The following is a 25,200-nucleotide window of genomic DNA, read 5'->3' as shown; positions in this document are numbered from 1 at the left end:
CTATCCCCATAACGGCATTTTGGTCAGCGCCAGCTTTATGATGGTCACCAGGGCGATTAACGCTACCAGAAAAGCGATCCAGCGGGTGCGATCAGTGCGTGGACGGCGACTCAATGCCACAAATCCTAAGGCGATGTAGATGATAACCGCTAATAGCTTCTCCGTCAGCCAGCTTCCTTGCGGCGTGAAAGGATAGAAGTGGGTAATCATCACCAGCGAGACGCCGGTCACCAGTAACAGGGTGTCGTTGGCGTGCGGCAGGATGCGTATCCAGCGTTTTGTCATCATCGCCGATCCACGGCGCAGCCAGTAAAACCGCAGCAGAAACAGCGTCACGGTGAGCACCACCGTGAACAGGTGCAGATTCTTAATCAGGGGATAAAAGGCGTACATCATGAATCCTTTTCAAAGCGCTTTTATAAGAGGAACTGACCTAAGGTCACTCGCGGGTTGCCGCCGTAATCACGGACGGTCTCAACGCCGTGATAGCCATTTTTCTGCATCAGCGAGGCCACTGCTTCGCCCTGCTGCCAGCCATGTTCCAGCAGCAGCCAGCCCTCCGGTAGCAGCCACTCGGGTGCCTGCTCGATCAGCGTGCGCAGATCCGCCAGGCCCGATTCATCGGCTACCAACGCGCTGCGCGGTTCAAAACGCACGTCGCCCTGCTCCAGATGACTATCGCTGGCATCAATATAGGGTGGGTTGCTGACGATGAGGGTAAATCGCTGCCGAGGCAGCGCCTGGAACCAGTGACTGAGCAGAAAGGTGGCGTTGGTGAGGCGGAGCTGTTGCGCATTACTGTTCGCCAGTTCAACAGCGGCATCAATGCGATCCACGCCGGTCACCTCACAGTCGGGCCGCTCGCTGGCCAGCGCCAGCGCAATCGCCCCGGTGCCGGTGCCCATATCCAGAATAGCTGCGGGTGTCTCGGGCAGATGTGCCAGCGCCTGTTCAACCAGCAGTTCAGTATCCGGCCGGGGGATCAGCGTGGCGTCATTGACGCGTAAGGGCAGCGACCAGAACTCACGTTCGCCCACCAGATGCGCCACAGGTTCCCCCCGGGCGCGACGTGCCAGCAGGCTATCCAGCTGCGCGAGCTGCTCGTCACTGAGCGGCGTTTCATCAAAGGCAATCAACCAGCTACGTGATTTACCGGTCACGAAACCTAACAGGATCTCTGCGTCACGCTTCGGACTGTCACCCCCGCAGAGCGTAGCGACGGCCTGTTTCAGCCAGTGACGAATATCCATTAATCCTGACCAGCCAGCGCCGCCAGCTGATCCGCCTGGTACTCCTGCACAATCGGCTCAATCAGGCTGTCGATTTTCCCTTCCATCACCTCATCCAGACGGTAGATGGTCAGGTTGATACGGTGATCGGTTACGCGACCCTGCGGAAAGTTGTAGGTGCGGATACGGTCAGAACGATCGCCACTGCCCAGCAGATTGCGTCGGGTACTGGCTTCTGCGGCATGACGGCGGGCCATTTCGGCAGCGTGAATACGTGAGCCCAGCACCGCCAGCGCTTTGGCTTTGTTTTTATGCTGAGAACGTTCGTCCTGACACTCCACCACAATGCCGGTTGGCAGGTGGGTAATACGAATGGCAGAATCGGTGGTGTTAACGTGCTGACCGCCTGCGCCGGATGAGCGGAAGGTGTCGATTTTCAGGTCACCGGCATTAATCTCTGGCAGTTCCGCTTCAGGGATTTCCGGCATCACGGCCACGGTACAGGCTGAGGTATGAATACGGCCCTGTGATTCAGTCTCCGGCACGCGCTGCACCCGGTGTCCGCCTGATTCAAATTTCATGCGGCCATAAGCGCCGTCGCCGGTGACGCGGGCAATGACTTCTTTGTACCCGCCATGCTCGCCTTCGTTGGCGCTGACAATCTCCACACGCCAGCGACGCGCTTCAGCATAGCGGCTGTACATGCGGAACAGATCGCCAGCGAAAATTGCCGCTTCATCGCCGCCGGTTCCGGCGCGCACTTCGACAAAACAGGCCCGTTCATCATCAGGATCTTTGGGCAGTAACAGCACCTGCAGCTGCTGCTCCAGCGCATCGCCCTTCTCACGCGCTTCCTGCAACTCTTCCTGCGCCATATCACGCATTTCAGGATCGTCGAGCATCTGCTGCGCCGTTTCGATATCTTCCTGCACCTGCTGCCAGTCGCGGAAGCACCGGGTCACATCGGTCAGTTGAGCATATTCGCGTGACAACGCACGGAAACGCTCCTGATCGGCGATCACGCCAGCATCGCCCAGCATCGCTTCCACTTCTTCGTGGCGCTCCTGCAGGGCTTCCAGTTTGGCAACTATAGAGGTTTTCATTTAAATGTGGGGTTCCCGTAACAGGTGGCGACAGCGGTGTGCCTAATCGAGACCCAGGCTGTCGCGTAAAATCTGCAGGCGTTCATTATCGCCGTCGCGGGCGGCCTGCTGAAGTGATTTGGTTGGAGCATGTATTAAACGGTTGGTCAGCTTGTGCGCCAGTTCCTGCAAGACTTTCTGCGGATCGGCACCCTGCTGCAGCGCCTGCAACGCACGGCCTTCCAGCTCAGCGCGGATCTCTTCCGCCTGAGAACGATACTCACGTATGGTATTGACCGCGCCTTGTGAGCGCAGCCACGCCATGAATTCGCTGCTTTCCTGTACTACGATGCTTTCGGCCTGAACCGCTGCCGCTTTGCGCTGCGCCAGGTTCTGCTCGATGATCGCCTGCAGGTCATCCACACTGTAGAGATAAGCATTAGGCAGATCGCCCACTTCCGGCTCCACGTCGCGCGGTACCGCAATATCGACCAGTAGCATCGGCTTATTACGTCGCGCTTTCAGGGCGCGCTCCATCATCCCCTTGCCGATAATCGGTAGCGGACTGGAGGTTGACGAGATAATAATATCGGCTTCTGCCAGACGGGCATCGATCTCCGCCAGCGTGATCACCTCAGCACCCACTTCCGCCGCCAGCGTTTCGGCACGCTCGCGGGTGCGGTTGGCGATGATCAGATTTTTGACCTGGTGTTCACGCAGATGACGTGCCACCAGCTCAATGGTTTCACCTGCGCCAACCAGCAACACATTGACCGAGGAGAGCGATTCGAAGATCTGACGCGCCAGAGTACAGGCGGCAAACGCCACTGAAACGGCGTTTGCACCGATATCAGTTTCCGTGCGCACGCGTTTGGCGACAGAAAAGGTTTTCTGGAACATGCGTTCCAGTTCACTGCTCAGTGCCTGACCACGTGAGGAGTCGGCAAACGCTTTTTTTACCTGCCCGAGGATCTGGGGTTCGCCCAGTACCAATGAATCGAGTCCGCTGGCGACGCGCATCAGGTGACTGACCGCCTCGTTATCCTGATGCCAGTAGAGGCTGTTTCGCACATCCTCTTCATCCAGCTGATGATAATTGCATAACCAGCTCACCAGACGCGCCTGTAAATCGGCCTGCTGCTCTACACTCAGGTAGAGTTCAGTCCGGTTACAGGTGGACAACACCACGCCGCTCTGCACCATTGGCTGTGATAACAGACTGTTTAACGCCTGCTCAAGCACCTCCGGCCCGAACGAGACACGTTCGCGCAGAGCAATGGGGGCTGTCTTGTGATTGATTCCGAGAGCGAGCAGCGTCATGGCGGTTTTGGTTGGGATGTCCCAATTAATGTCAGGGTTTTGTGAGGCGCATTCTACAAGATGCGGCAGATCAAGAAAAGCCATACAAAGGCTATGACTGTAATAAGATTAACCTGTTCGTGCTCAATTTGCTGCATAACAGCATTGACGGTTAAAACCGGGACGGTTAGCGTTATCCGTTACGAATAATAAATGTGTCCGAGGAGATGACCACTTGATGCTTAATTCACCACGCAATCTGTTGCGCCTTTTGCCCCTTGCTAGCGTGCTGCTGGCGGCCTGTAGCGTCAATAAACCGCAAGGGCCTGGCCCCAGCGCTACCGCGCCACAATGGCAACAGCATCAGCAGGCGGTCTCAAAGGTCACGCACTACCAGACCCGCGGTGCCTTTGCCTACCTTTCCGACAAGCAGAAAGTCTATGCCCGCTTTAACTGGCAGCAGACCGCACCCGATCGCTATCGCCTGTTGCTGACCAATCCGCTCGGCAGTACCGAACTGCAGCTTGATGCACAAGGTTCAGTGGTGCAGATCGTCGATAACAAGGGCAAGCGCTACGTCAGCAACGATGCGCAGAAAATGATTTCGCAGCTGACCGGCATGAACATCCCGCTGGCCAACCTGCGCCAGTGGATGATGGGTCTGCCAGGCGATGCCAGCGACTATCAGCTTAACGAAAGCTATCAGCTACGCAGCCTGAACTATAGCCGCGACGGTCAGAACTGGCAGGTTTCTATCGCGGGTTACGACAGCAAAGTCACCCCGCCGCTGCCGTCCAGCCTGGAACTGAAAGAGGGTGATCAGCGGATTAAACTGCGTATGGACGGCTGGACCGTTCAATGATCACCCACTGGCCTGCCCCGGCAAAACTGAATCTTTTTCTCTACATCACCGGCCGTCGTCCCGACGGCTATCACAACCTGCAGACGCTGTTTCAGTTTCTGGATTACGGTGATCAGTTGCAGATTACCGTTGATCACAGCGATTCAATTCAGCTGTTAACACCGGTGGCAGGCGTCGCGGATGCGGACAACCTGATTGTGCGCGCCGCGAACATGCTGAAGCAGGCGGCGCTGGTCAACCATCGCCTGCCCGCGCGCGCGGGGGCGCAGATTGCCATCGAGAAACGGCTGCCCATGGGCGGCGGCATTGGTGGCGGCTCTTCTGATGCGGCGACCGTGCTGGTCGCGCTGAATCATCTGTGGCAAACCGGCTTCACACCGGATGAGCTTGCGGCTATCGGCGTAAAGCTGGGCGCCGATGTGCCGGTGTTCGTTAAGGGCTTTGCGGCCTTTGCACAGGGCGTGGGTGAACAACTTCAGCCCGCAGAGCCGGAAGAAAAGTGGTATCTTGTCGCGCATCCCGGCGTAAACATCAGCACCCCAGTGATATTCAACGACCCCGAACTGACGCGCGATACCCCATCGCGCAGTTTATCGACGCTTTTAGCCTTACCCTTCGCCAATGATTGTGAAGCAGTGGTAAGAAAACGTTTTCGTGAGGTTGATGAGCTTGTTTCCTGGCTGCTAGAATACGCGCCGTCACGCCTGACTGGCACGGGCGCTTGTGTGTTTGCTGAATTCGACACCGAGTCCGCTGCCCGTCAGGTGCTGGAGCTTGCCCCGAATGGGGTGCGCGGATTTGTAGCCCGGGGCGTAAATGTTTCGCCGCTACAGCGTACCCTGCGAGGCGATTAGCGAATGCGTGACAGTGTCACCACGTTCCGGACGCTGCACCTTTCGCATCAACACACCCGTGTGAACGTTCATGACCGTACGCGCCGGTTACAGTCATGCCGTTCATTCTCTGGACGCAAAGCCTGAGGTTCTTCTCGTGCCTGATATGAAGCTATTTGCTGGTAACGCCACCCCGGAACTAGCACAACGTATTGCCAACCGCCTTTACACCAGCCTGGGCGACGCCGCTGTCGGGCGTTTCAGTGATGGTGAAGTGAGCGTACAGATCAACGAAAATGTACGCGGTGGTGATATTTTCATCATCCAGTCCACCTGTGCTCCCACCAACGATAATCTGATGGAACTGGTTGTGATGGTCGACGCGCTGCGTCGTGCTTCTGCTGGTCGTATTACCGCAGTCATCCCCTATTTTGGTTATGCCCGTCAGGATCGCCGCGTGCGTTCTGCGCGTGTGCCTATCACCGCTAAAGTAGTGGCAGACTTCCTTTCCAGCGTCGGTGTTGACCGTGTTCTTACGGTTGACCTGCACGCCGAGCAGATCCAGGGCTTCTTCGACGTCCCGGTTGATAACGTATTTGGCAGCCCGATCCTGCTGGAAGATATGATGCAGATTGGACTGGAAAACCCGATTGTTGTTTCTCCCGATATTGGTGGCGTAGTACGTGCTCGTGCTATCGCTAAGCTGCTGAACGACACCGATATGGCCATCATTGATAAACGCCGCCCTCGCGCGAACGTTTCTCAGGTGATGCACATCATTGGTGACGTTGCTGGCCGCGACTGCGTGCTGGTCGACGACATGATCGACACCGGCGGCACGCTGTGCAAAGCGGCTGAAGCGCTGAAAGAGCGTGGTGCCAAGCGCGTGTTTGCTTATGCGACCCACCCGATCTTCTCCGGCAATGCGGTTGAAAACCTGCGTAAATCTGTACTCGACCAGGTGATCGTCTGCGATACCATCCCACTCTCTGAAGAGATTAAGTCACTGCCAAATGTACGCACGCTGACCCTATCTGGCATGCTGGCAGAAGCGATTCGCCGCATCAGTAACGAAGAGTCTATCTCGGCGATGTTCGAGCATTAATCTTCGTTAAACCGGGCTCTGTGCCCGGTTTTTTATGCCTGCCTTTCTTCCGATTAACGCGCTTCTTTTTCTGAGTTTTCCGCGATAAATTTCCCCTCAATCACCGATTTTCAACGCCACTCACTCTTTTAATAAAACACTGCGTTCACCGCTTCTGCACTGTGCCGTTAAGTGGTAATTTGCAGCGCACACCTCACAAGAACCTGACCACCATGAGCCTCGATATCTATACATTATTTATTTGCGAGCTTAATGTGCTGGGGTTTCTGAGCATCATTATGATTTTTGCCTGGATCGGATCGCAGTATGACCGGGTTCTTGGCTTCACCTGCCTGTCACTTGTTTTTACCCTGATTGCCGTATTTCTGAGTAGCCTGCGTAGCAGTGGTCTGCACTTTCTGCCGGTTGCAGTCGGTAACGTGTTAGTGATGCTGGCTTATGGCGGATTAGTAAATGCATTCCGGCACTTCTGCGGCAAACCCATCGGCACGCACTGGGTGCTGGGCGCCCTGATCTGGGCACTCCTCTGCTGCTTTCCGGCATTCTATTACAGCTTACCCAAACGGGTGCTGGTACTCTGCATCGCCTGCATCGCCTACACCACCGCACTGATTCAGCTGGTCTGGCTGGCACGAGACACGCTGAAAGCCACTTTCTGGCCTGCGCAGTTACTGCTGTGGATCCATCTGCTGTTTCACATTTTCCGTCTGTTACTGGACCCGGCGATTCCCAGCACTCAACCTGGCGCGATTGGCGGGTCGAATTTCTCGGTTTACGTTATCCTGGAATCGATTCTGTTTGTGATCGGGCTGACGTTTACCATAATGGCGATGGTCAATGAACGGATGCAGGTCAGCTTAAAACATGCCTCTCTGCACGATCCACTGACCAGCGTCTGGAATCGTCGTGCCTTATTTAATGAAGCAGAGAAGATTGTGGCGCGTTGCCGCCGTCAGAAACGGCCTTTTAGCGCGATACTGTTCGATCTGGATCATTTCAAGAGCATTAATGATCGTTATGGCCATCATCAGGGTGACCAAATTTTGATCCATTTTTGCCGGATTGTCAGAGAGTTACTGCCGTCTGAAGGGCGTTTTGCGCGATTAGGTGGAGAGGAGTTTGCGGCGATAATTCCGGCAGGGTCCAGGGAAGCAGAAGCGTGGTGTGAGGTCATCCGGCTGGCAGTCTGTGCGTCGCAACCCAATTCAATCACCTATTCGGTCAGCATTGGCTTTGCCACTGTCACGCACCACCAGCAGGATTTTGAAGATTTACTGGCATTGGCGGATGCGGCGCTCTATCACGCCAAGGCCAGTGGCCGGAACTGCACAGCGCAGCATCCCTTGCCAGCCGCCCCCCGTTAAGGGTGTGAATTGGGCGATCGGCGGCAGCGTTTGTCATAGTGACGCAGCCAGTAGTAACGATCTTCAATCTTCTCTCGCCCACTGACGCGCGCACCCACCAGCCACAGCAGTGCACCCAGAAAGATGCTGAAAATGGCACCCTGCGCCAGCGACTGTGGCAGGTCGAGCGCGGGAAGCTGGTTCATAATGGAACAGCCAATGCCCAGCACCATTGTTACTAATCCCAGTACCATCAAGCAGTTACCCGCTACGCGGCAGTGTTGATGTTTCATGCTGCACCTCCATCCATATGAGTTAATAACCGCACACAATGTTAAGTACGGTAAGTTTAGGCAATGGCTGAAGGCAGCGTTGCGGACTGGATCACACATCAGCCATAAAGAATGCACTGGCCCTGCTTGCAGCTCGTTGATTTAGATAGAAAATGACTAATCACTATCCTGAACCATTTTGATGCTTGTGCTTTGTCATCTCGCCTGTGGCGAAGTAAACTAACGCCCTTTCGCGATAACAGCAGGATAATCATTGTGAGCAGCATTAAACTGATTGTGGGCCTGGCCAATCCGGGCGCTGAATATGCCGCCACGCGCCACAATGCGGGTGCATGGTATCTGGAGTTACTGACTAAGCGCCACAATCAGTCACTGAAGGAAGAAGGCAAATTCTATGGCTATACCGCCCGCCTGGCGATAGCTGAAGAGGATGTGCGCCTGCTGGTGCCGACCACCTTTATGAACCTGAGCGGTAAAGCGGTGGCAGCGATGGCGACCTTTTATCGCCTCGCACCGGAGGAGATCCTGGTGGCGCACGATGAACTCGATTTGCCGCCCGGCGTGGCTAAATTCAAGCAAGGCGGCGGGCATGGCGGTCATAATGGGCTGAAAGACATCATCAGCAAACTGGGCAACAACAACAATTTCCATCGGCTGCGCATCGGTATCGGGCATCCTGGCGATCGCAACAAGGTGACCGGATTTGTGCTGGGCAAGCCGCCCGCCAGTGAGCAGAAGCTGATTGATGATGCTATTGATGAAGCGGCGCGCTGTACCGAACTGTGGCTGAAAGAGGATCGCATCAAGGCGATGAATCGGCTGCACGCCTTCAAGCCTGCTTAAACGCCCGAATCGTCACAATTCCGTGTATAATGCGCGAAATTTTTCCATTCGTCTCCGACTGCCCGCCTTCTGGCGCGCTGTCCATCCAGTTATAAAGGGTATTAAACCATGGGATTCAAATGCGGTATCGTGGGCCTGCCGAACGTCGGTAAATCCACTCTGTTTAACGCGCTGACTAAAGCGGGCATTGAAGCGGCTAACTTCCCCTTCTGCACCATTGAGCCAAACACCGGCGTGGTGCCGATGCCTGACCTGCGTCTCGACCAGCTTTCTGAGATTGTTAAGCCGCAGCGCGTGGTGCCGACTACCATGGAATTCGTCGATATCGCGGGCCTGGTAAAAGGCGCGTCAAAAGGTGAAGGCCTGGGCAACCAGTTCCTGACCAACATCCGTGAAACCGAAGCGATCGGTCACGTGGTGCGCTGTTTTGAAAACGACAACATCATCCACGTTGCAGGTAAAGTGAACCCGGCTGAAGATATTGACGTCATCAACACTGAGCTGGCGCTGTCCGATCTTGAGACCTGTGAACGTGCGATTCAGCGTGTGCAGAAGAAAGCTAAAGGCGGTGACAAAGATGCCAAAGCTGAACTGGCTGCGCTGGAGAAGTGCCTGCCGCACCTTTCTGAAGCGGGCATGCTGCGTTCACTGGATCTGGATGCGGATGACAAAGCAGCCATCCGCTATCTGAGCTTCCTGACCCTGAAACCCACCATGTACATTGCTAATGTTAATGAAGATGGTTTCGAGAACAACCCGTACCTGGATCAGGTGCGCGCTATCGCCGAAGCAGAAGGTTCAGTCGTGGTGCCCGTATGTGCCGCCGTTGAGTCGGACATTGCCGAGCTGGAAGATGAAGATCGTGAGGAGTTCATGGCGGAGCTGGGGCTGGAAGAGCCGGGCCTGAACCGCGTTATCCGCGCCGGTTACTCCCTGCTGAACCTGCAAACCTATTTCACCGCAGGCGTGAAAGAAGTCCGTGCATGGACCATCCCGGTTGGCGCGACGGCTCCTCAGGCAGCCGGTAAAATCCATACCGATTTCGAGAAAGGCTTTATCCGCGCCCAGACCATCGCGTTTGAGGACTTTATCGCTTATAAAGGCGAGCAAGGTGCTAAAGAAGCCGGCAAGATGCGTTCAGAAGGTAAAGAGTACATCGTGAAAGATGGCGATGTGATGAACTTCCTGTTTAACGTCTAAATAAGTTTTGTTGTCTCATGAGATTTCATTAAATCTCATGAGAATCACAGAAACCATTCAATCCACGCAGTTGCGTGGATTTTTCATTTGAACGCCGTCTCAATCGTGTCTGTCCACACATTTCACCAATGCCGCAATTATTACCTAAAAAAGGTTCTCTGTTCTGGCTTGGTTCTTTCTTCTGCAAAAGTCAGCGCACGAATCTGAAGCTGACTGAGCACACCCCCTTCCCTTGCTCTTCATTTGAAAGCGGCGCGTGTTCAGCCACGAATAAACTGCGCTTCACACTGCCGGGCGATCTCCCACAATCTGTTACGGATGACCTGCTTAAGTTGCAGAGTGGACTGCGACTGTGGCTGGTCACGGCGGCTGATCAGCATCACTTCAAACGGCAGGGGTTGGGCTATGGGTAGCAGCTTTAGCTGTTCGGCATAACGACAGGCGGTGAAGAGATCCACGACGCCCATGCCGCCGCCGGCCAGCACCATATCCGCAATCACCGAATAGGTTTTAATCGACAACGAGACGGCGGGATTCAATTTTTTATCGCGCAGCGCACGGTGAAGTACGCGTCCAAGCGGATCCTGAGCCTGCATCATCAGTAAATTATTGTGGCATAACCATGCCAGCGTAACGGGTTCATTACGGGGATGATTGAGTGGTAACAGCGCGACCATGGAAGACTGAAACAGAGGTTCAGCCAGAAGATCCGCATCGACCTGCTGACCAAAAACCAGCGCGAAATCGAGCTGATTATCCAGAATCATCTGGCATAAGGTACTAAAGTGCTCGGTGACCAGTTCGACACTGACCGAGGCCATCTGTTGCCGCCAGGTGACCAATGCGGGTGCCAACACCATCTGACCAAACGCGTGGGCCGCGCCGACGCGGACTAATTGCCCTTCGCCACGCCGCAGCTGTTCGGTGAGCTGGGTGATAGATTGCAGGCGCTGGCAGAGATCGTCTATTTCCGGCAGAAGGCGTCGCCCTTCTGCCGTCACACTCATTCCCTGTACACGTCGCTCAAACAGCGCAAATCCCAATTGCTGTTCAGCATGATTCAGCACACGGCTGATATTCGGCTGCGAGACATTAAGCAAGCGCGCCGCAGCGCTGATGCTGCCGGTTTGTACGATGGCCTGAAAAACCTCTATATGGCGGAGCCGCATGAATATTTACCCTGGATGGAATACCGAAAACGGGGGCCTCTCCGACAGTCTGCACAATCAGGTCCAGACGCAGGGTGAGAGAGCAATCAATATCCTGTTGCAAAAACTGTACCGCAAAACCGGTGCAGGCTCAGTGGCCTGTATCGCCCCCATCCGCACCCGGCAGTCCCGTCTGAAGCCTCTGCAGAGAGCGGGGGTCGCACTGCCGTTGTGCAGCAAAAGGAGCCCTGGGCAGACGCGCGGGTTCAGCGGGTTTAAGCCAGCAGCAATCCTGACTCGCCTGCGTGAGGATGCGCAGGCACAGCCCGCAGTACAGGCGTGTGCCTGGCAGCGCGGTCTCAGGAGAAAAGGAAAGGCAGCCTGAACGGGCTGACGTTGCATGCAGCCCGGGATAATTTCGCTATGACTGGGTACTCGCCAGATAGGAGAATGCACTGAGTAGGCTGATCAACGTCTCCATTTTCTCCGCCTGATAGCCCACGGTAACGGCGTCAAGGCGCGTGACGCCAGGGATCAAACTGAACAGATCGGCCAGCACCGGTTTAATGGCCTGAAGCCGCATAGCGTAAGGCGCCGTCAGGCGGGTCGTGCTCGCCTGAGGGGGATGTTGCAGTGCAGCACTTGCCGCGGCACAAATCGCACGCTGTGCCGCTGTCGGACTGATGGATTCCGCGCAGGTATGCGAAATGGCGCGTTTTACACAGACGTAATCGACCGCTGAGTAGTGTTCCGCAATCCAGCGCTGTAACTGATCGTCGCCGGTGACCAGCAGCAAGGGCGTGCCGTGCTCCGCGGCGGCGGCGGCATAAATATCGGTTTCTCCCATCACCAGGCCATTGATATGGATACGCCAGAATGCACGACCGTTGATGGTATGCGCCAGTACGCCGGGTTCACCCGCTGCGCTGTGATAACCCACCAGAAATAACCCGTCGAACGTTTGCTGCTCTATCCCTTCCACCATCGACAGCCCGCGGGGTTTTCCCTGCACCAGTCGGGCGCGGGGATCAATGTTTTCCGCACGTAAATTGGTCATCTGAGCATGGCTGTCTGCCACAACGACTTCCGTTGCACCGCCTGCGAACGCCCCCTCAATTGCGGCATTCACTTCCTGCTCCATCAGACTACGGGCGATCTGATGCTCCGGGTGACCGGGTGTACACTGCTCCGGACGCATGACGCCCGCGATGCCTTCAATGTCGGCTGAGATAAAAATTTTCATGAGGTTAACCTGTCCAGAATCTGCGTCAGTGAGGGGCGATGGTGACCGCGAAAGCCGGTAACAGCCTCTGCGCTCAACAGGGCATCCAGTACCGCCTGTTCAGTTGCATCTGCTGCCGCGGCAAGCAGCGGCTCCAGCGTGTCGTCCTGCGGCGGTTGCGGCAGCGGTTGCGTGGAAAATGCCACCGCGATATCGCCCGAGCCGTGGCCCCAGTAACTGCCCAGCCGGCCCAGACCGGCACCGGCCCGCTTCGCGATACGTTTTAACTGACGTGCATCCAGCGGTGCATCTGTGGCCATAATGATGATGACAGAACCGGCATCACGCGGCGGCGTGTTCCCGTCGAGCAGCGGCGCAATCATCTCGCCAGCCCGAACGCCATCGAGCGTTAATGCCTCCAGTGCGCCGAAATTGGCCAGCACCAGCACGCCAAGCGTGGCGTTGAGCGAGGGAATAACCCGCGAGGCGGTTCCGATGCCCCCTTTCAGGCTGAAACAGCTCATCCCGCGTCCCGCGCCGACGCTGCCGCGCGCGAAGTCCGCTGAGGCCGTCTGCAGCGCCGCCTGCGCCATCACTTCAGTGATGGCCAGCGCCTGGATATCATTCAGCCAGCCATCGTTGCACTCCAGCACCAGCGGATTGACCGTGGGCAGTGTTCGTCCCAGTTCCGGGTTACGACTGATGGCATCCCGCACCAGCGTGGTAAACAGCGTGCCGACCGCCAGGGTGTTACTGAGCAGAATCGGCGTCTGAAGCACGCCAAGCTCCTCTATCTGAACCAGTCCGATCGGTTTCGCAAAGCCGTTCAGGACCTCAACCCCACACGGCAGCGGCGTGAGAAACAGGTTGTCGCCCGGCGGTACAATAGCGGTGATGCCAGTCTGCTTTTCGCCTTTATTCAGCGTGTAATGTCCGACACGTACGCCCGCAACATCGCTGATTCGATGAGTGGGTCCGCAGGCACTTCGCGGCTGCCCAAGCTCACGTCTGTCACGCCAGCGTTTCAGCAGTAAATCGCGCTGCAATTGTTGGAAATCCATCGTCAGCCCTTGAGTTTTGGATCGAGCGTGTCGCGCAGCGCGTCTCCAAGCAGATTAAATGCCAGCACGGTAATAAAGATTGCCAGCCCCGGAAATACGCTCATGTGCCACGATCCGGCCATCATCATACTTCGGCTCATCGCCAGAATATTGCCCCATTCAGGCACATCAGGCTCCGGACCCAGGCCAATAAAACTCAGGCCCGCGGCTGTCAGAATACTGGTGCCAATGCGCATAGTGAAATAGACAATCACGCTGGAAAGCGTGCCGGGCAGAATATGCCGCAAAATAATGACGCGGTCTGGCGCACCGGCACAGCGCACGGCTTCAACATAGGCAGCCTGCTTCAGAGAGAGCGTCGACGCCCGCACGATGCGGGCAAATACCGGCACGCTGAATACCGCGACCGCGATAATGACATTGTTCAGCCCCGTTCCCAGCAGCGCCACCACCGCAATGGCCAGCAACATGCCGGGAAACGCGAATAAGACGTCGGCACCGCGCATGATCAGCATATCGACCCAACCGCCGTAATAACCCGCCAGTAAGCCCAGCAAGACCCCGACCAGCATGCCGATTGTCACGGACAGCACGCCGATATAGAGCGAGATACGCGCCCCATAGATAATGCGACTGAGCAGGTCGCGCCCCAGTTCGTCGGTTCCCATCCAGTGTGCCGCGGAAGGCGGCGACGATAACGCCATCCAGTCCGGTGCCATAGGATCCCAGGGCGCCAGCCAGGGCGCAAAAATGGCCACCACAATCAACAACAGCACAAACCCGCCTGAGACCAGCGCCAGAGGGTTCCGCACAAGGGCATGCAGGAAATCACGCCACGGCGAACGAATAATCTGAGGCGGATTTTCAGTCAGCGATTGACTACTCATTTTGGCTCCTGTCGCAGACGAATGGCCGGATTGACCACCGCGTAAAGCAGATCGACCAGCAGATTAATCACAATAAATTCAAACACGAACAGCATTACCAGCGCCTGAATCACCGGCTGATCCTGCGCTTTGATCGACTCAATCAATAACCAGCCCAACCCTGGCCAGTTGAAAACACTCTCCACAACGATGGATCCGCCCAGCAGAAAACCGAACTGCAAGCCCAGCATGGTCATCACCGGGATGAGCGCATTGCGCATCACATGTTTCCACGTCACCAGGCGGTTACGCAGCCCTTTGGCTTTGGCGGTACGCACGTAATCCTCCTGCGCCACCTCAAGAAAGGCCGAACGGGTAAAGCGCGCCATGACCGCCGCCACCGACGAACCCAGCGTGATGGCGGGCAGGACAATATCGCTGGCCTGGTTAAAGCCGCTGACCGAAAACAGCCCGAAAGGCATCGCGACGAACTGAATGAGCAACAGCCCCAGCCAGAAAGCGGGCATCGAAATGCCGCCTACCGCCACGCTCATCAGCGTCCAGTCCTGCCATTTTCCCCGTTTCAGGGCCGCCATCACGCCGAATAACAACCCGAGAATGACGGACCAGGTAAAACCCGCTAAGGCGAGCCACAGCGTCGGCATGAAGCCTTCCCTGATCACCTCCCGCACCGGTTGCTGGGTGCGATAGGTGATGCCCAGATCGCCCTGCAACAGGCTGCCGATCCAGTGGAGATACTGCTGCGGCAGCGGATCGTTAAGCCCGAGATGCTGACGCGCCGCCTCGACCGCCTCAATGGGCGCATCCGGTCCGGCATAAATACGCGCCGGGTCGCCCGGCATGAGCTTGATAAAACCGAAAACCAGCAACGAGACCACCAGCAAAACCGGGATCATCTCCAGCAATCGGCGAAGGATGTATGCAAACATGCCATTCCCTGAAATGAGGTGACGGGCTTCCTCACGTCCCCGACCCGTTTCGGACAGGGAACGAGGGAGAAGAAACCGTCTTATTTAAAAGACGCCTGAGTGAACAGCAAATTGCCATCAGGCAGCATCGAAACACCGCTCAGGGTGCTGCGCTTGCCCACCAGATTGTCTGGCGTACCAAGAAACGCCACCGGTGCTTGTTTCCATAACACCCTCTGCGCCTGCGCATAGGCGATGCCACGCTTCGCCGGATCGGCCGTTGCCAGCCCGGCCGCAATTGCGTTGTCTGCATCCGGGTTGCTGAAGTAGGAGACGTTGTACGAGGTCGGCACCCAGGATTCGGTGGCAAACAACGGACGCAGCGCCCAGTCGGCATCGCCTGTAGAGGTCGACCAGCCGCCATAATAGAGGTCAAACTCCGCCATTTTCGGATCCTTTACGCCCCACAGCTTCGCGTTACGCGTGCCGGAATCCATCGGTGTCACGGTGGCACGAATGCCCACGGTGGCCAGCTGTGCTTTCAGCACCTGAGCGGCACGGACGCTGGCCGTGGCATTGGTCACCCAGAGCTTAAGATCCAGACCATTCGGATAGCCCGCGGCTTTCAGCAACGCTTTGGCCTCGTCCGGTGCAGAGCGATAGTCAGGATCGGTTTGTTTCTGATAAAACTGTACCCCTTCCGGCATCGCGGAGGTGGCCGGTTTGCCCATACCGGCAAAGGCCACCTTCAGCCACAGATTACGGTCAATTGCATAGTTGATGGCCTGACGCACCCGCACATCCGCCAGCGGCTTGTGCTGCGTGTTGATCGCCATGTAATAGAGATAAATGCTGGGGTCACGCTGAATCGAAAGATGGCTGTCCTGCTTCACCGCCGCGATCAGGTCTGAAGGCAATGGCCAGATGGCATCCACCTGCCCCGATTTTAATGCAGCCACCCGTGTCGCATCTTCCGGACTCGGCGAGAAGATCACATGGTCGACTTTAGGCCATCCCTGCTGCCAGTAACCGTCATACTTCGCCAGCGTGACCGCTTTGCCCGGTGTCCAGTTGACGAATTTAAACGGACCGGTTCCCACCGGATGCAGCCGCAACTGCGCTTCGTCCGGATATTGCTTAAGAACGGACGGGCTCCACATCACTGCAGAAGGATGCGCCAGCGTGTTGATAAAGGCCCCGAACGACTGATTGAGATTGATTTTTACCTGGTCGGGTGCCAGCACCGTGATCTTATCGATCATTTTGTAGAGGCTGTTACGCTTCAGCCCTTTTTTCTGATCTGCCAGACGGTCAAGGTTAGCTTTGACGGCTTCGGCATCAAAAGGGGTACCGTCCTGGAAGGTAACGCCTTTGCGCAGAGTCAGCGTAAATTCGGTGGCACTGTCATTGGAGGTATAACCGGTCGCCAGCCAGGGTTGCAGCGTCATCTGAGGATCAAACTGGAACAGACGCTCAAAGATGCCGCTCTGAACCGAGTAGCTGACATTATCCGAGGTGTCGTGTGGATCCAGCCCCGTGATATCGGCATACATTGAAATGCGCAGATCCTGTGCCTGCGCAGTCATGACCAGCGTCGTCGTCAATGCGAGGGCGAGCGAAGTACGGCGAAACAGCGTTTTCATATATTCTCCTGGTCGTTGAGGATAATTACAATGCAATGCCGTCAGCGACCCAGTGCTGGGACGCAACCTGGCGATAACGGGGTTTAGTGACCGTTTCGCCCACCTTTCGCAACGGCGAAGGAATTTCGCTGTCATCAAAAATGCGGGGCTGACGATTCTCAGGATCGGCGACCGGTACGGAGGCCAGCAGACGTTGGGTATAGGGATGTTGCGGCTGATTAAAGACCGACTGGCGCGGGCCAAGCTCGACAATCTGGCCGAGGTACATCACCGCGACGCGATTCGCAATGCGCTCGACGACCGCCATGTCGTGAGAGATGAAGATCCATGCCACGCCCGTTTGCTGCTGCAGGTCCATCATCAGATTCACCACCTGCGCCTGAATCGAGACGTCCAGGGCCGATACCGCTTCATCCGCAATAATCACTTTCGGTTGCAGCGCCATGGCGCGGGCGATGGCAATACGCTGACGCTGACCGCCAGAAAATTCGTGCGGATAACGGCGCGCATGCTCTGGCAGGAGACCGACACTCTTCAGCAGCGCATCGATCTGTGGGGAAGCCTGTTCAAGTGAAGAGACCATGCCATGTAACAGCAACGGCTCGGCAATGGTGAAACCCACTGTCAGGCGGGGATTCAAAGACGCATAGGGATCCTGAAACACCATCTGAATTTCACGGCGGAGCGGCTGGAATGCTGCCTCTTTCAGGTCAGATATTTCTTTTCCTTCAAAATGAATACTTTCAGCGTCACTGCTGATAAGGCGCATCAGCGCCCGTCCGGTTGTCGATTTGCCGCAGCCGCTTTCACCCACGATGGCCAGGGTTTCACCCGGCCACAGACTGAAATCAATCTGTTCCACTGCATGCACATGATGCGTAAGGCTTGAAAAGATGCCGCTGCGGATCGGGTAATAGACTTTCAACCCGCGCACATCCAGCAGCGGCGCAACGTCATAGCGAGCGGTTTGCTGCTCGCTTTGCGAAGCGTCCCGCGCATCCGGCAGAGGAAAGCGTTGCGGCCATGCGTGTTCCCGCATATCGCCGAGTTTTGGTACTGCCGCCAGTAACGCTTTGGTATAAGCATGCTGCGGGGCGGCAAAAATCTCAGACACGGTTCCCTGCTCGACCACTTCGCCACGCAGCATGACCACCACGCGATCGGCGATTTCCGCTACCACGCCCATATCATGGGTGATAAACAGCACCGCCATCTGTTTCTCGCGTTGCAGCTCACGCAGAATATGGAGTATGCGCGCCTGAACGGTGACATCCAGCGCAGTGGTCGGCTCGTCGGCAATCAGGAGTTGTGGATCACAGGCAAGGGCCTGCGCAATCATCACTCGCTGCCGCATGCCGCCGGACAGCGAGTACGGATAGCTTTTCATCACGCGATCCACATCCGCGATACGCACCTGTCGCAGCAGTTCACGCACGCGCGCATGGGCCTGCTTTCTATCGCACTGCTGATGATCGCGTAATGCCTCGGTGAGTTGATCGTCAATACGCAGCACCGGATTCAGCGAGGTCATCGGCTCCTGAAAGATCATCGCCATTTCATTGCCACGCAGTGTGCGGCGCTGAGCATCATCCAGCGTTTCTAACGCGTGCAGGTTTCCGCTGCGGTCGCGGAACTGCATGCTGCCGCGATCGACACGGCCGTTGCTGGACAGCAGACCCATCACCGCCAGGGACGTGACAGATTTACCGGAGCCGCTTTCACCCACCACGGCGACAATTTCACCCGGATTAATGGCAAAACTGATGCCGTTAAGTGCCTGATTCTCACCGCTGCGTCCATGGAATGAGACGCTGAGATCCTGAATCGCCAGCACCGGGGAGGGAGAGGCAGCGCGGGTTGCTGGAGAAGTACGTTGTGTGTCCGTCATCGTCGCCTCAACGCGTTATAGCCAGATACGGCCCTGGGAGTAGCTCAGGAAAGGAGAACTGTCGGCGGCTAGCCAGATGGGGCCGTCCAGATCGACGAACTCCGCGTTAACCGCGACGGGCAATGCAGCCTCCATCGCCAGTGACGAGCCCAGCATGCAACCGACCATGATGCGCATTTTGAGCATCCGGGCTTCATCCACCATCATCAGCGCTTCGGTCAGGCCACCGCACTTATCCAGTTTGATATTGAGCATCTCGTAGCGATCGCGTAATCCGGCAATATCCGCCCGCGTATGGCAACTCTCATCGGCACAGACCGGTATGGGATGCTTAAAACGTTGCAGGGCATGATCCTGTCCGGCAGGAAGGGGTTGCTCGACCATCGCAATATTGAAGGCTTTCAATGCCACCAGCAGGCTTTCCAGGTCCAGCCCCGACCAGGCTTCATTGGCATCGATAATGAGCGTGGCGTGCGGTGCCGCCGCACGAATCGCCGCCACTTTTTCCAGAATCTCACTGCGATCGAGCTTAATTTTGAGCAGGATGGCGCCACGTAACACGGCATCCGCTGCCGCGAGAGCCATAAATTCCTGCGTATCCAGGCTAAGGGTTTCTGCCGTCACCACCGACGGTGGCTGAGCACATTGGCTCTTTTGCCACAGCGTCTGATTTGCCCGTGCCGCGTCAAGTCGCCATAGCGCACAGTCCAGCACGTTGCGCGCTGAACCGGCGGGTAAGCGGTGTTGCAGATCGTGACGGCTCAGGCCCGACTCCACCTCAGTACGAACGGCTTCGAGCAGGGCCTGAACGCTATCCGGCGACTCATCGTAACGCGCCGTCGGGGTACATTCGCCCTGCCCGATGAACCCCGCCTGCTCCAGCGTGACCCGGAGGACCGTCACGGCGGTCCGTGTACCCCGTGCGATAGCAAAGGGTCGCGCCAGCGGCAGCTCCACCACATCAATCTGCAACTTTCTCATTTCAGCCACGCTCCTGAAGCAGTGCGGCGATCTCATCAATACCAAAACGCACCGGATCTGTGGCCGGTAAGCCAAACTCAGCGCTGATTTCGGCGCAATAAGCGAGCGCCTCTTCTTCACTGTAACGGGAGGTATTGATAGCAAAACCCGCCAGCTGAACCGACTCACTGGTCACCTGCGCGGCGCGCAGATTGGCTTCAACGCACGCCTGCAGGCTGATCATGGGCTGGTGGGGCAAATGACGCATATGGGGGCGTCCCATTTCATGGCACATGACCAGCCAGTGTGGTTGCGCACCGTGCATCAACCCCATACTGACGCCCGCATAAGAGGGATGGAACAGAGAACCCTGCCCTTCAACGATGTCCCAGTGGTCCTCGTCATTCGCCGGTGAGAGTGCTTCTGCAGCACCGGCAATAAAATCAGCGATGACCGCATCCACAGCAATGCCCTCCCCTGCGACCAGAATGCCGGTCTGCCCCGTGGCGCGAAAATCGGCTTTCAGGCCGCGCGCGCGCATCGCCGCCTCCAGCGCCAGTGAGGTGTACATCTTGCCCACTGAGCAATCCGTACCGACGGTCAGGATGCGCTTACCTGAACGCTTCTTGCCGCTGCCAACATTAAGCGCCGGACGCATATGACGCAGGTCAAACAGCTCAACGCCAGAAGCCTGCGCAAGCGCGACCAGTTCCGGCTCATCCACCAGTCGGTGGTGCAGACCACTGGCAACATTCATGCCTGCCTGGATGGCACTTTTGATGGTTTCCAGCCAGTGCGCTGGCAGATAGCCCCCGGCATTGGCCGTGCCCAGCACCAGGGTTTTCGCACCGCGTGCTTTGGCACCGGGAATATCCAGTTCATCCAGACCCAGACTGACCGTGCAGCCCGGCAGTTTAATTTCACCAACGCACTGCTCAGGCCGCCAGATATGAATACCGCGCGCCGTTTTTGCCGCAAGCGGATCGGTAACATCGCCTAGAAAGAGTAAATAGGGTTGTGGGATTAGCATGTTGTCTCTCGTTTCAGCCAAAAGATCAGGTTCTGAAACCACTATTTCATGCGTTCTGAAAGGTGACGAATGCTTGTTTAGCAGGAGGGTATAATGGCAGGTTATAGCCAGAGGTAATAGTGATGATGGGTGGGCTTTTTCAGGGGGTTTGGGTAAGGAATGGATTAAAAGAGGGGGTGGGTCATAGGAAAAAGATTGTGTTGAGAGAAAAACAGAAGAGAGTCGCGGAATGGGTATTCCGCGATAACCGCACTAAAAACTACTAGGGGTTATTTCATGCGACGCTGCCGGGCGACACTGGCGAGGCGTTGTGTCCGGCAGTAAATGGCAAACAGGATGAAAGCCTGCCCATTCAGTAACCAGCGAGCACCCACCAAAGCAGCGAGTGCCAGAATCAGCCACAGGCCCGAGTGGCTACCCGTAACAACGCTGTAGCTCAATAGTAAAACAGTCGATATAAGCAACATCGCACAGACGTAAGCCAGCCCCGCCACACCCGCTGTATGGCCTCGCGCAAGCAGATAACTGGCGGTGAGTATCGCGCCAAGAACGACGATTGAGGGAACAAAAAAACTCAACGCGTGTATCTGTGGCGTAAGCGGAGGTAATGCATGCAGAAACGTCAGCAAATTAAATGCAAATGCAACCAGTAACAGCATCAGCACTAGTGCAACCGGGAAGCCGTTTTGCCGGGGAAGCGACGCAGAAGGCTGTTTAAAATAACGCTCAAGCTCTGTGGTGGAACGGGCAACAATGGAATCATCCTGCCGTGCGATGACCTGATCTATTTCGCGCCCCTGTTGCAGCAGTTCAGTGAGGTTAAGCCCAACAAGCCATGATAAAAATTGCATTAAAATACCGCCAGTGACTGGATTGTTCCCACTATATAACGCCCGGTGCGCGGCACGTTACCTGGAGCAGCAATGATACCACTGACAGCACTGCCAGCCACAGCAGCTGCGCTCGTGACGACCTGAGCCAGTTGCTTAACAAGTTCTTTTTGCACCGGCTCTACAGGGAACCGCTTTGGATAAAGTCCTGCACGGATGGCGGCTTTAAGCTCTTTATTACTTATACCAGGGTTTTGTGCCTTAATGATTAATTCGGTAAGGCGTGCCCGGTCCTGCCTTGGATAGTTCCTGAGCCACTCCGTTGCTTTTAAAGAAGAGACCGACTTCATCGCTCGCCATGTTGCCAGGGCTTCTTTTAACGCTCCGCCCACGCTGGCTAGTGAAATAAGGTCAAGGGACGTTGAAGTGGCAACGTACCAATCCTGAGAGTCCAGCCACGCTACGTTTTGACCACCGTTTTCGACGAGATCATAAACCCGGTAGATACCATTGACACATTGCACGCCTGTTGCGGCAGCGCCAGCATAACCAATAGCAACAAGCACGCCGCTACTGCCAGCGGTTATAGGCGTTGCTGAAGCGCCGATAACCGCTACACCAGCTGTGATAATCATTGCACCACAGGAAAGCACGGTCGAGGCAATCTCCGTTCCCATTGAGGTTACGCTTACTGCTTCACTAAGTGACTTGCCCGTATCAGACGCTGTGGCTTGCTTAGGCGTTTTGGTCACAATAAGATGTGTGACGATACCACTTTGGCCATTAGGATGACGCTGACCAGGCCGAACAAGGTAACGCTGTGCGCCATCTGCATAGATGATGCCAGCCTGATAAAACTCCCGAGTACAATCCATTGCTGCACCCAGCGCTTTGAAATCAAAATCAGGTGCCCCATAACCGGTCATCCTCGCGATGTCATAACCCGGTAAGTTATTTTCAGGATTCATTCCTGGCAGGTTCATTTTATCTCCTTATAGGCTTAAAATAATAAAAAGAGAGTTATTAAGACATTAAACTCTAAATGGAAACCTCATCCTTACCGCATCAGGATTACATATCATTAAATAGGCGACACACGAAGAAGCTTACCATGTCTTGATTGAACAAAAAACACCAGTCATTATATTCATGAACTCTAAAATTAAGACACACAATAACAGACTTATATTAAACCAGAAAAACAACCTTATAAAAATCCATTGCCATTTTAATAAAGCAATAAACATTTAACACAACTTTGTAGAAAATAACATTTACCTTTCTGTTATCACATAATCCCCTGGTCCTCGCCAGGAAATTTCCTTATAAGGCATATCGATCTTACCCTTTTCCTTTAAATACTCCATAACCTGAGATGGTGCCCATCCATGACCATATGAAAACAAAGCGCCAATTTCGACAAGTTTTTTTATCGCTATGATTTTTTCACTTTCGCTTTCAAAATAAACACAGCATGAACTCCCCTTCTCGAGAAATCCACGCGTTGAAAAACATGATATGTTCTGGCTGCAACCCACCGATTTAAATGCCACCTTTTCATCATCTAATATAGTTACAATAATGGCGCTTAGCATTTAAGTCCTTTAGTGTTTTTTGAAAAAAATTGCTTTTATCTATATTTTTCAAGCTTGCGAAATTTCTTTTTAAACTGTGTTATAAGATCTATGCATTCAACATAGCCGAAGGGCACACATCGTATTTTTGTTATTATTAATTTAAATTTTTAATTTATTCCATTTAATGTAATCTTTCCATGCTTTTTCATCTTTAAAACCTGAACGATAATTACAAACAATAGTACCAGTTCTGTTATGAGGATCATATGCGGCATCAATATGCCCCCATGCACCATACGCAGGAAGGTCAATACTTGTTTGCTCTTTAAACCAATCCCTTAACTTCCGGGTGACTTTACCATCAGGTTTGTTTTGCTCGCCCATTAATAATTTATCAGGAGCAAAACTCCAACTTTTTACTGTATCATTCATATCACTCGGACAAGAAAAGAAAACCACTAGGTAAATATCACCCTGTCTATTTTTACTTATATTAAAAACAGCTCGGTAGGCAACAGTATTCACACCATTATCAGGCCACGGCTCCCAAAAAATATCATCAATCCTAAACAACTCCTGTCTAGTCGAAGTAGAAGAAAGAACTAATCCATTTCCAAAACTCAACCTTCCATCTTCTTTATTTACATCCATTTTATTTCCCCATACTGAATGGATTTCCAACAGGTTCCAGCACTGTTCTAAAGTTAGAAAGGAAAAATTGCGTTCCACCACCAGCACCAAATTTTATCGGATCCTGTGACAGTGCTTCGCCGGTTCCAGCAACTGTTTCACGTTTTACCCTGTAAGCCTGTATCTGCCCACGATAGCCAAATTTCGGATGTGGTAACACTTGTAAACTTTTCCAAAGTGACTCTCTGCTTCCTGCAGCAGCATCTAAGGTTGCTTTGTCAAAATAAAAACCAGACTGTCCAGGAACACCACCATAAACAATATCATTTTCTTTCAATATAGTATTCTGCCAGGTGTCACGGCCTTTATAGACACCTCTCCCCTGCCACTGTCTTGCAAAGGCGCCTTGGTTGTGATCATTATTTTTTGTCGGGTTATTAGGTTTACATGAACGCCTCAACCCCCAAGGATCCACCCACCCCAGCGCGTTCGGCGCATACTGGTAGAGGTTGATCCCGCCCGCCAGCCCTATCGGGTCCTGCTGGGTAAACCGTCCGCTGTCCGGATCATAATAACGAAACAGATTGTAGTGCAGTCCGGTTGATTCGGCACCTGCAGTGCCTCACCCCATGGGGCCATCGCTGAAGCGATGTTCAAATTTGCTAAAGCAAATTAGTCCCGGTCCAGGTACTGGCCCTGCATACGCAGATTCTGCTGAATGGCTGGCATGCGCTGGCTGGACTCGCGCAGCAGCTTGCCCCACGGGCTGTTGATACCTTCCCAGGCTTTTTGCCCTTCACTGTCAGTCAGCAGTTCGGGCATCCCGTTGGCCGCATTATGGAACCAGTAAATCTCCGGACTTTTCACACCATCAATACGGGCCAGCGGTTCATAGCTCTGGCTGTCACTGTAAACGTAGGTCAGCGGAGTGCCGTCGTGGATCTCCTGCAGCAGACGATAACCTTCCCAGACAAAGCGCGTCGTGACGGCATTGCCAGATGGCCACCCCTGTAACAGCTACTGGCTGGTTTTACTGAGGCGGCGTCCCAGCGGATCGTAGCGGAAGCTCACCTTGATGCGCGGCTTATCACGGTCCCGCGGCTCGCTGATGACATCCGTCAGGCGATGCTCCCCATCGTAGCGATATCGCCAGCGGGTCTGGCCGTCATCTTTCTCAGTGGTGCGGCCATGAATAACGTACTGCCAGCGGATACCGTTCAGTTAGGTGGTAAGCTTATTTATGCTCCTCGATCTTACTTACCAAGAAAAAATCTTCTTGTATTTTAAAACACATCATTTTAAAAATTACAAAAACTCTAACCAAACC

26 protein-coding genes and 1 pseudogene are annotated in these 25,200 nt (G+C 54.8%); 7 read left to right on the top strand and 20 right to left on the bottom strand.

The annotated features are described in order from the left end of the window. Genes WFO64_RS04455 through hemA form a run of 4 tightly spaced genes read right to left on the bottom strand, consistent with a single transcriptional unit; the run spans position 1 to position 3,631 of the window. The gene (locus WFO64_RS04455; protein ID WP_337009518.1) at positions 1-393 is read right to left on the bottom strand and encodes a SirB2 family protein; all 393 of its coding nucleotides are present in this window, start codon (positions 391-393) and stop codon (positions 1-3) included. Positions 394-416: 23 nt separating this feature from the next. Next, the gene (gene prmC / locus WFO64_RS04450; protein ID WP_337009270.1) at positions 417-1,250 is read right to left on the bottom strand and encodes a peptide chain release factor N(5)-glutamine methyltransferase; all 834 of its coding nucleotides are present in this window, start codon (positions 1,248-1,250) and stop codon (positions 417-419) included. Next, positions 1,250-2,332, bottom strand: a complete 1,083-nt coding sequence (gene prfA / locus WFO64_RS04445) for a peptide chain release factor 1 (protein ID WP_337009268.1) — start codon at positions 2,330-2,332, stop codon at positions 1,250-1,252. The genes prmC and prfA overlap by 1 nt, the downstream gene beginning before the upstream one ends. Positions 2,333-2,374: 42 nt before the next feature. Then, on the bottom strand, positions 2,375-3,631 hold the full coding sequence (hemA, locus tag WFO64_RS04440; protein WP_337009516.1) for a glutamyl-tRNA reductase: 1,257 nt from the start codon (positions 3,629-3,631) through the stop codon (positions 2,375-2,377). 217 nt (positions 3,632-3,848) lie between these two features. Between hemA and lolB the strand changes: the two genes are divergently transcribed. From lolB to WFO64_RS04420, 4 genes are all read left to right on the top strand, one after another. After that, the gene (lolB, locus tag WFO64_RS04435; RefSeq protein WP_337009266.1) at positions 3,849-4,472 is read left to right on the top strand and encodes a lipoprotein insertase outer membrane protein LolB; all 624 of its coding nucleotides are present in this window, start codon (positions 3,849-3,851) and stop codon (positions 4,470-4,472) included. After that, entirely contained in the window at positions 4,469-5,326 is an 858-nt protein-coding gene (ispE, locus tag WFO64_RS04430) for a 4-(cytidine 5'-diphospho)-2-C-methyl-D-erythritol kinase (protein WP_337009263.1), read from the top strand. Before lolB ends, ispE begins: the two co-directional genes overlap by 4 nt. A 136-nt stretch (positions 5,327-5,462) precedes the next feature. Further along, positions 5,463-6,410 (top strand): ribose-phosphate diphosphokinase, encoded by a 948-nt coding sequence (gene prs, locus WFO64_RS04425; RefSeq protein ID WP_279771607.1) that lies wholly within the window; start codon positions 5,463-5,465, stop codon positions 6,408-6,410. Positions 6,411-6,622: 212 nt separating this feature from the next. Then, complete coding sequence (locus WFO64_RS04420) at positions 6,623-7,774, top strand: GGDEF domain-containing protein (protein WP_337009261.1); 1,152 nt, start codon at positions 6,623-6,625, stop codon at positions 7,772-7,774. On the opposite strand, the gene ychH is transcribed toward WFO64_RS04420, so the two are convergent. Beyond that, entirely contained in the window at positions 7,771-8,046 is a 276-nt protein-coding gene (gene ychH / locus WFO64_RS04415; RefSeq protein WP_337009259.1) for a stress-induced protein YchH, read from the bottom strand. The genes WFO64_RS04420 and ychH overlap by 4 nt on opposite strands. Positions 8,047-8,301: 255 nt before the next feature. On the opposite strand from ychH, the gene pth reads away from it, so the two are divergent. Next, positions 8,302-8,889, top strand: a complete 588-nt coding sequence (gene pth, locus WFO64_RS04410) for an aminoacyl-tRNA hydrolase (RefSeq protein WP_337009257.1) — start codon at positions 8,302-8,304, stop codon at positions 8,887-8,889. Between the two features lie 108 nt (positions 8,890-8,997). Further along, positions 8,998-10,089, top strand: coding sequence for a redox-regulated ATPase YchF (gene ychF / locus WFO64_RS04405; RefSeq protein WP_013357612.1), 1,092 nt, complete (start codon positions 8,998-9,000; stop codon positions 10,087-10,089). A 260-nt stretch (positions 10,090-10,349) separates the two neighbouring features. Here ychF and WFO64_RS04400 read toward each other — a convergent pair whose 3' ends face one another. Then, a complete protein-coding gene (locus WFO64_RS04400; RefSeq protein WP_337009254.1) occupies positions 10,350-11,258 on the bottom strand; it encodes a LysR family transcriptional regulator in 909 nt (302 codons plus the stop codon). Between WFO64_RS04400 and WFO64_RS04395 the strand changes: the two genes are divergently transcribed. Beyond that, the gene (locus WFO64_RS04395) at positions 11,257-11,622 is read left to right on the top strand and encodes a hypothetical protein (protein WP_337009252.1); all 366 of its coding nucleotides are present in this window, start codon (positions 11,257-11,259) and stop codon (positions 11,620-11,622) included. The two genes, WFO64_RS04400 and WFO64_RS04395, sit on opposite strands and share 2 nt — an antisense overlap. Before the next feature lie 36 nt (positions 11,623-11,658). Here the strand turns inward: WFO64_RS04395 and WFO64_RS04390 are convergent, their stop codons facing one another. The 14 genes and pseudogenes from WFO64_RS04390 to WFO64_RS04325 form a co-directional block, all read right to left on the bottom strand. Next, on the bottom strand, positions 11,659-12,480 hold the full coding sequence (locus WFO64_RS04390; protein WP_337009250.1) for a M55 family metallopeptidase: 822 nt from the start codon (positions 12,478-12,480) through the stop codon (positions 11,659-11,661). After that, on the bottom strand, positions 12,477-13,520 hold the full coding sequence (locus WFO64_RS04385; RefSeq protein ID WP_337009248.1) for a DmpA family aminopeptidase: 1,044 nt from the start codon (positions 13,518-13,520) through the stop codon (positions 12,477-12,479). Before WFO64_RS04385 ends, WFO64_RS04390 begins: the two co-directional genes overlap by 4 nt. A 2-nt stretch (positions 13,521-13,522) precedes the next feature. Continuing rightward, positions 13,523-14,407 carry an ABC transporter permease subunit gene (locus tag WFO64_RS04380; protein ID WP_337009246.1) on the bottom strand — a complete coding sequence of 295 codons (885 nt, stop codon included), beginning with the start codon at positions 14,405-14,407 and terminating at the stop codon, positions 13,523-13,525. Next, complete coding sequence (locus tag WFO64_RS04375; protein ID WP_337009244.1) at positions 14,404-15,336, bottom strand: ABC transporter permease; 933 nt, start codon at positions 15,334-15,336, stop codon at positions 14,404-14,406. The genes WFO64_RS04380 and WFO64_RS04375 overlap by 4 nt, the downstream gene beginning before the upstream one ends. Positions 15,337-15,416: 80 nt before the next feature. After that, positions 15,417-16,958 (bottom strand): glutathione ABC transporter substrate-binding protein, encoded by a 1,542-nt coding sequence (locus tag WFO64_RS04370; protein ID WP_337009242.1) that lies wholly within the window; start codon positions 16,956-16,958, stop codon positions 15,417-15,419. Between the two features lie 25 nt (positions 16,959-16,983). Then, the gene (locus WFO64_RS04365; RefSeq protein WP_337009240.1) at positions 16,984-18,846 is read right to left on the bottom strand and encodes an ABC transporter ATP-binding protein; all 1,863 of its coding nucleotides are present in this window, start codon (positions 18,844-18,846) and stop codon (positions 16,984-16,986) included. Positions 18,847-18,861: 15 nt separating this feature from the next. Continuing rightward, the gene (gene dgcA, locus WFO64_RS04360) at positions 18,862-19,827 is read right to left on the bottom strand and encodes an N-acetyl-D-Glu racemase DgcA (protein ID WP_337009238.1); all 966 of its coding nucleotides are present in this window, start codon (positions 19,825-19,827) and stop codon (positions 18,862-18,864) included. A 1-nt stretch (position 19,828) separates the two neighbouring features. Continuing rightward, complete coding sequence (gene dgcN / locus WFO64_RS04355; RefSeq protein ID WP_337009236.1) at positions 19,829-20,836, bottom strand: N-acetyltransferase DgcN; 1,008 nt, start codon at positions 20,834-20,836, stop codon at positions 19,829-19,831. A gap of 269 nt (positions 20,837-21,105) precedes the next feature. After that, complete coding sequence (locus WFO64_RS04350; RefSeq protein ID WP_337009234.1) at positions 21,106-21,687, bottom strand: hypothetical protein; 582 nt, start codon at positions 21,685-21,687, stop codon at positions 21,106-21,108. Beyond that, positions 21,687-22,649 (bottom strand): hypothetical protein, encoded by a 963-nt coding sequence (locus WFO64_RS04345; RefSeq protein WP_337009232.1) that lies wholly within the window; start codon positions 22,647-22,649, stop codon positions 21,687-21,689. Before WFO64_RS04345 ends, WFO64_RS04350 begins: the two co-directional genes overlap by 1 nt. Positions 22,650-22,940: 291 nt before the next feature. Beyond that, positions 22,941-23,261 carry a hypothetical protein gene (locus tag WFO64_RS04340; RefSeq protein ID WP_337009230.1) on the bottom strand — a complete coding sequence of 107 codons (321 nt, stop codon included), beginning with the start codon at positions 23,259-23,261 and terminating at the stop codon, positions 22,941-22,943. A gap of 141 nt (positions 23,262-23,402) precedes the next feature. Then, positions 23,403-23,894, bottom strand: a complete 492-nt coding sequence (locus tag WFO64_RS04335) for a hypothetical protein (RefSeq protein WP_337009228.1) — start codon at positions 23,892-23,894, stop codon at positions 23,403-23,405. Position 23,895: 1 nt separating this feature from the next. Next, entirely contained in the window at positions 23,896-24,210 is a 315-nt protein-coding gene (locus WFO64_RS04330) for a hypothetical protein (RefSeq protein WP_176442657.1), read from the bottom strand. 111 nt (positions 24,211-24,321) lie between these two features. Beyond that, positions 24,322-25,094 (bottom strand): annotated as a pseudogene (locus WFO64_RS04325) (RHS repeat domain-containing protein); the annotation flags it as partial. Positions 25,095-25,200: the final 106 nt, after the last annotated feature.

This window comes from Pantoea sp. AS142 (genome assembly GCF_037152305.1).
In the GTDB taxonomy this organism is placed as follows: Bacteria; Pseudomonadota; Gammaproteobacteria; order Enterobacterales; family Enterobacteriaceae; genus Pantoea.
Note: the sequence above shows the minus strand (reverse complement) of the source record. Positions and strands in the feature narration are given on the sequence as shown.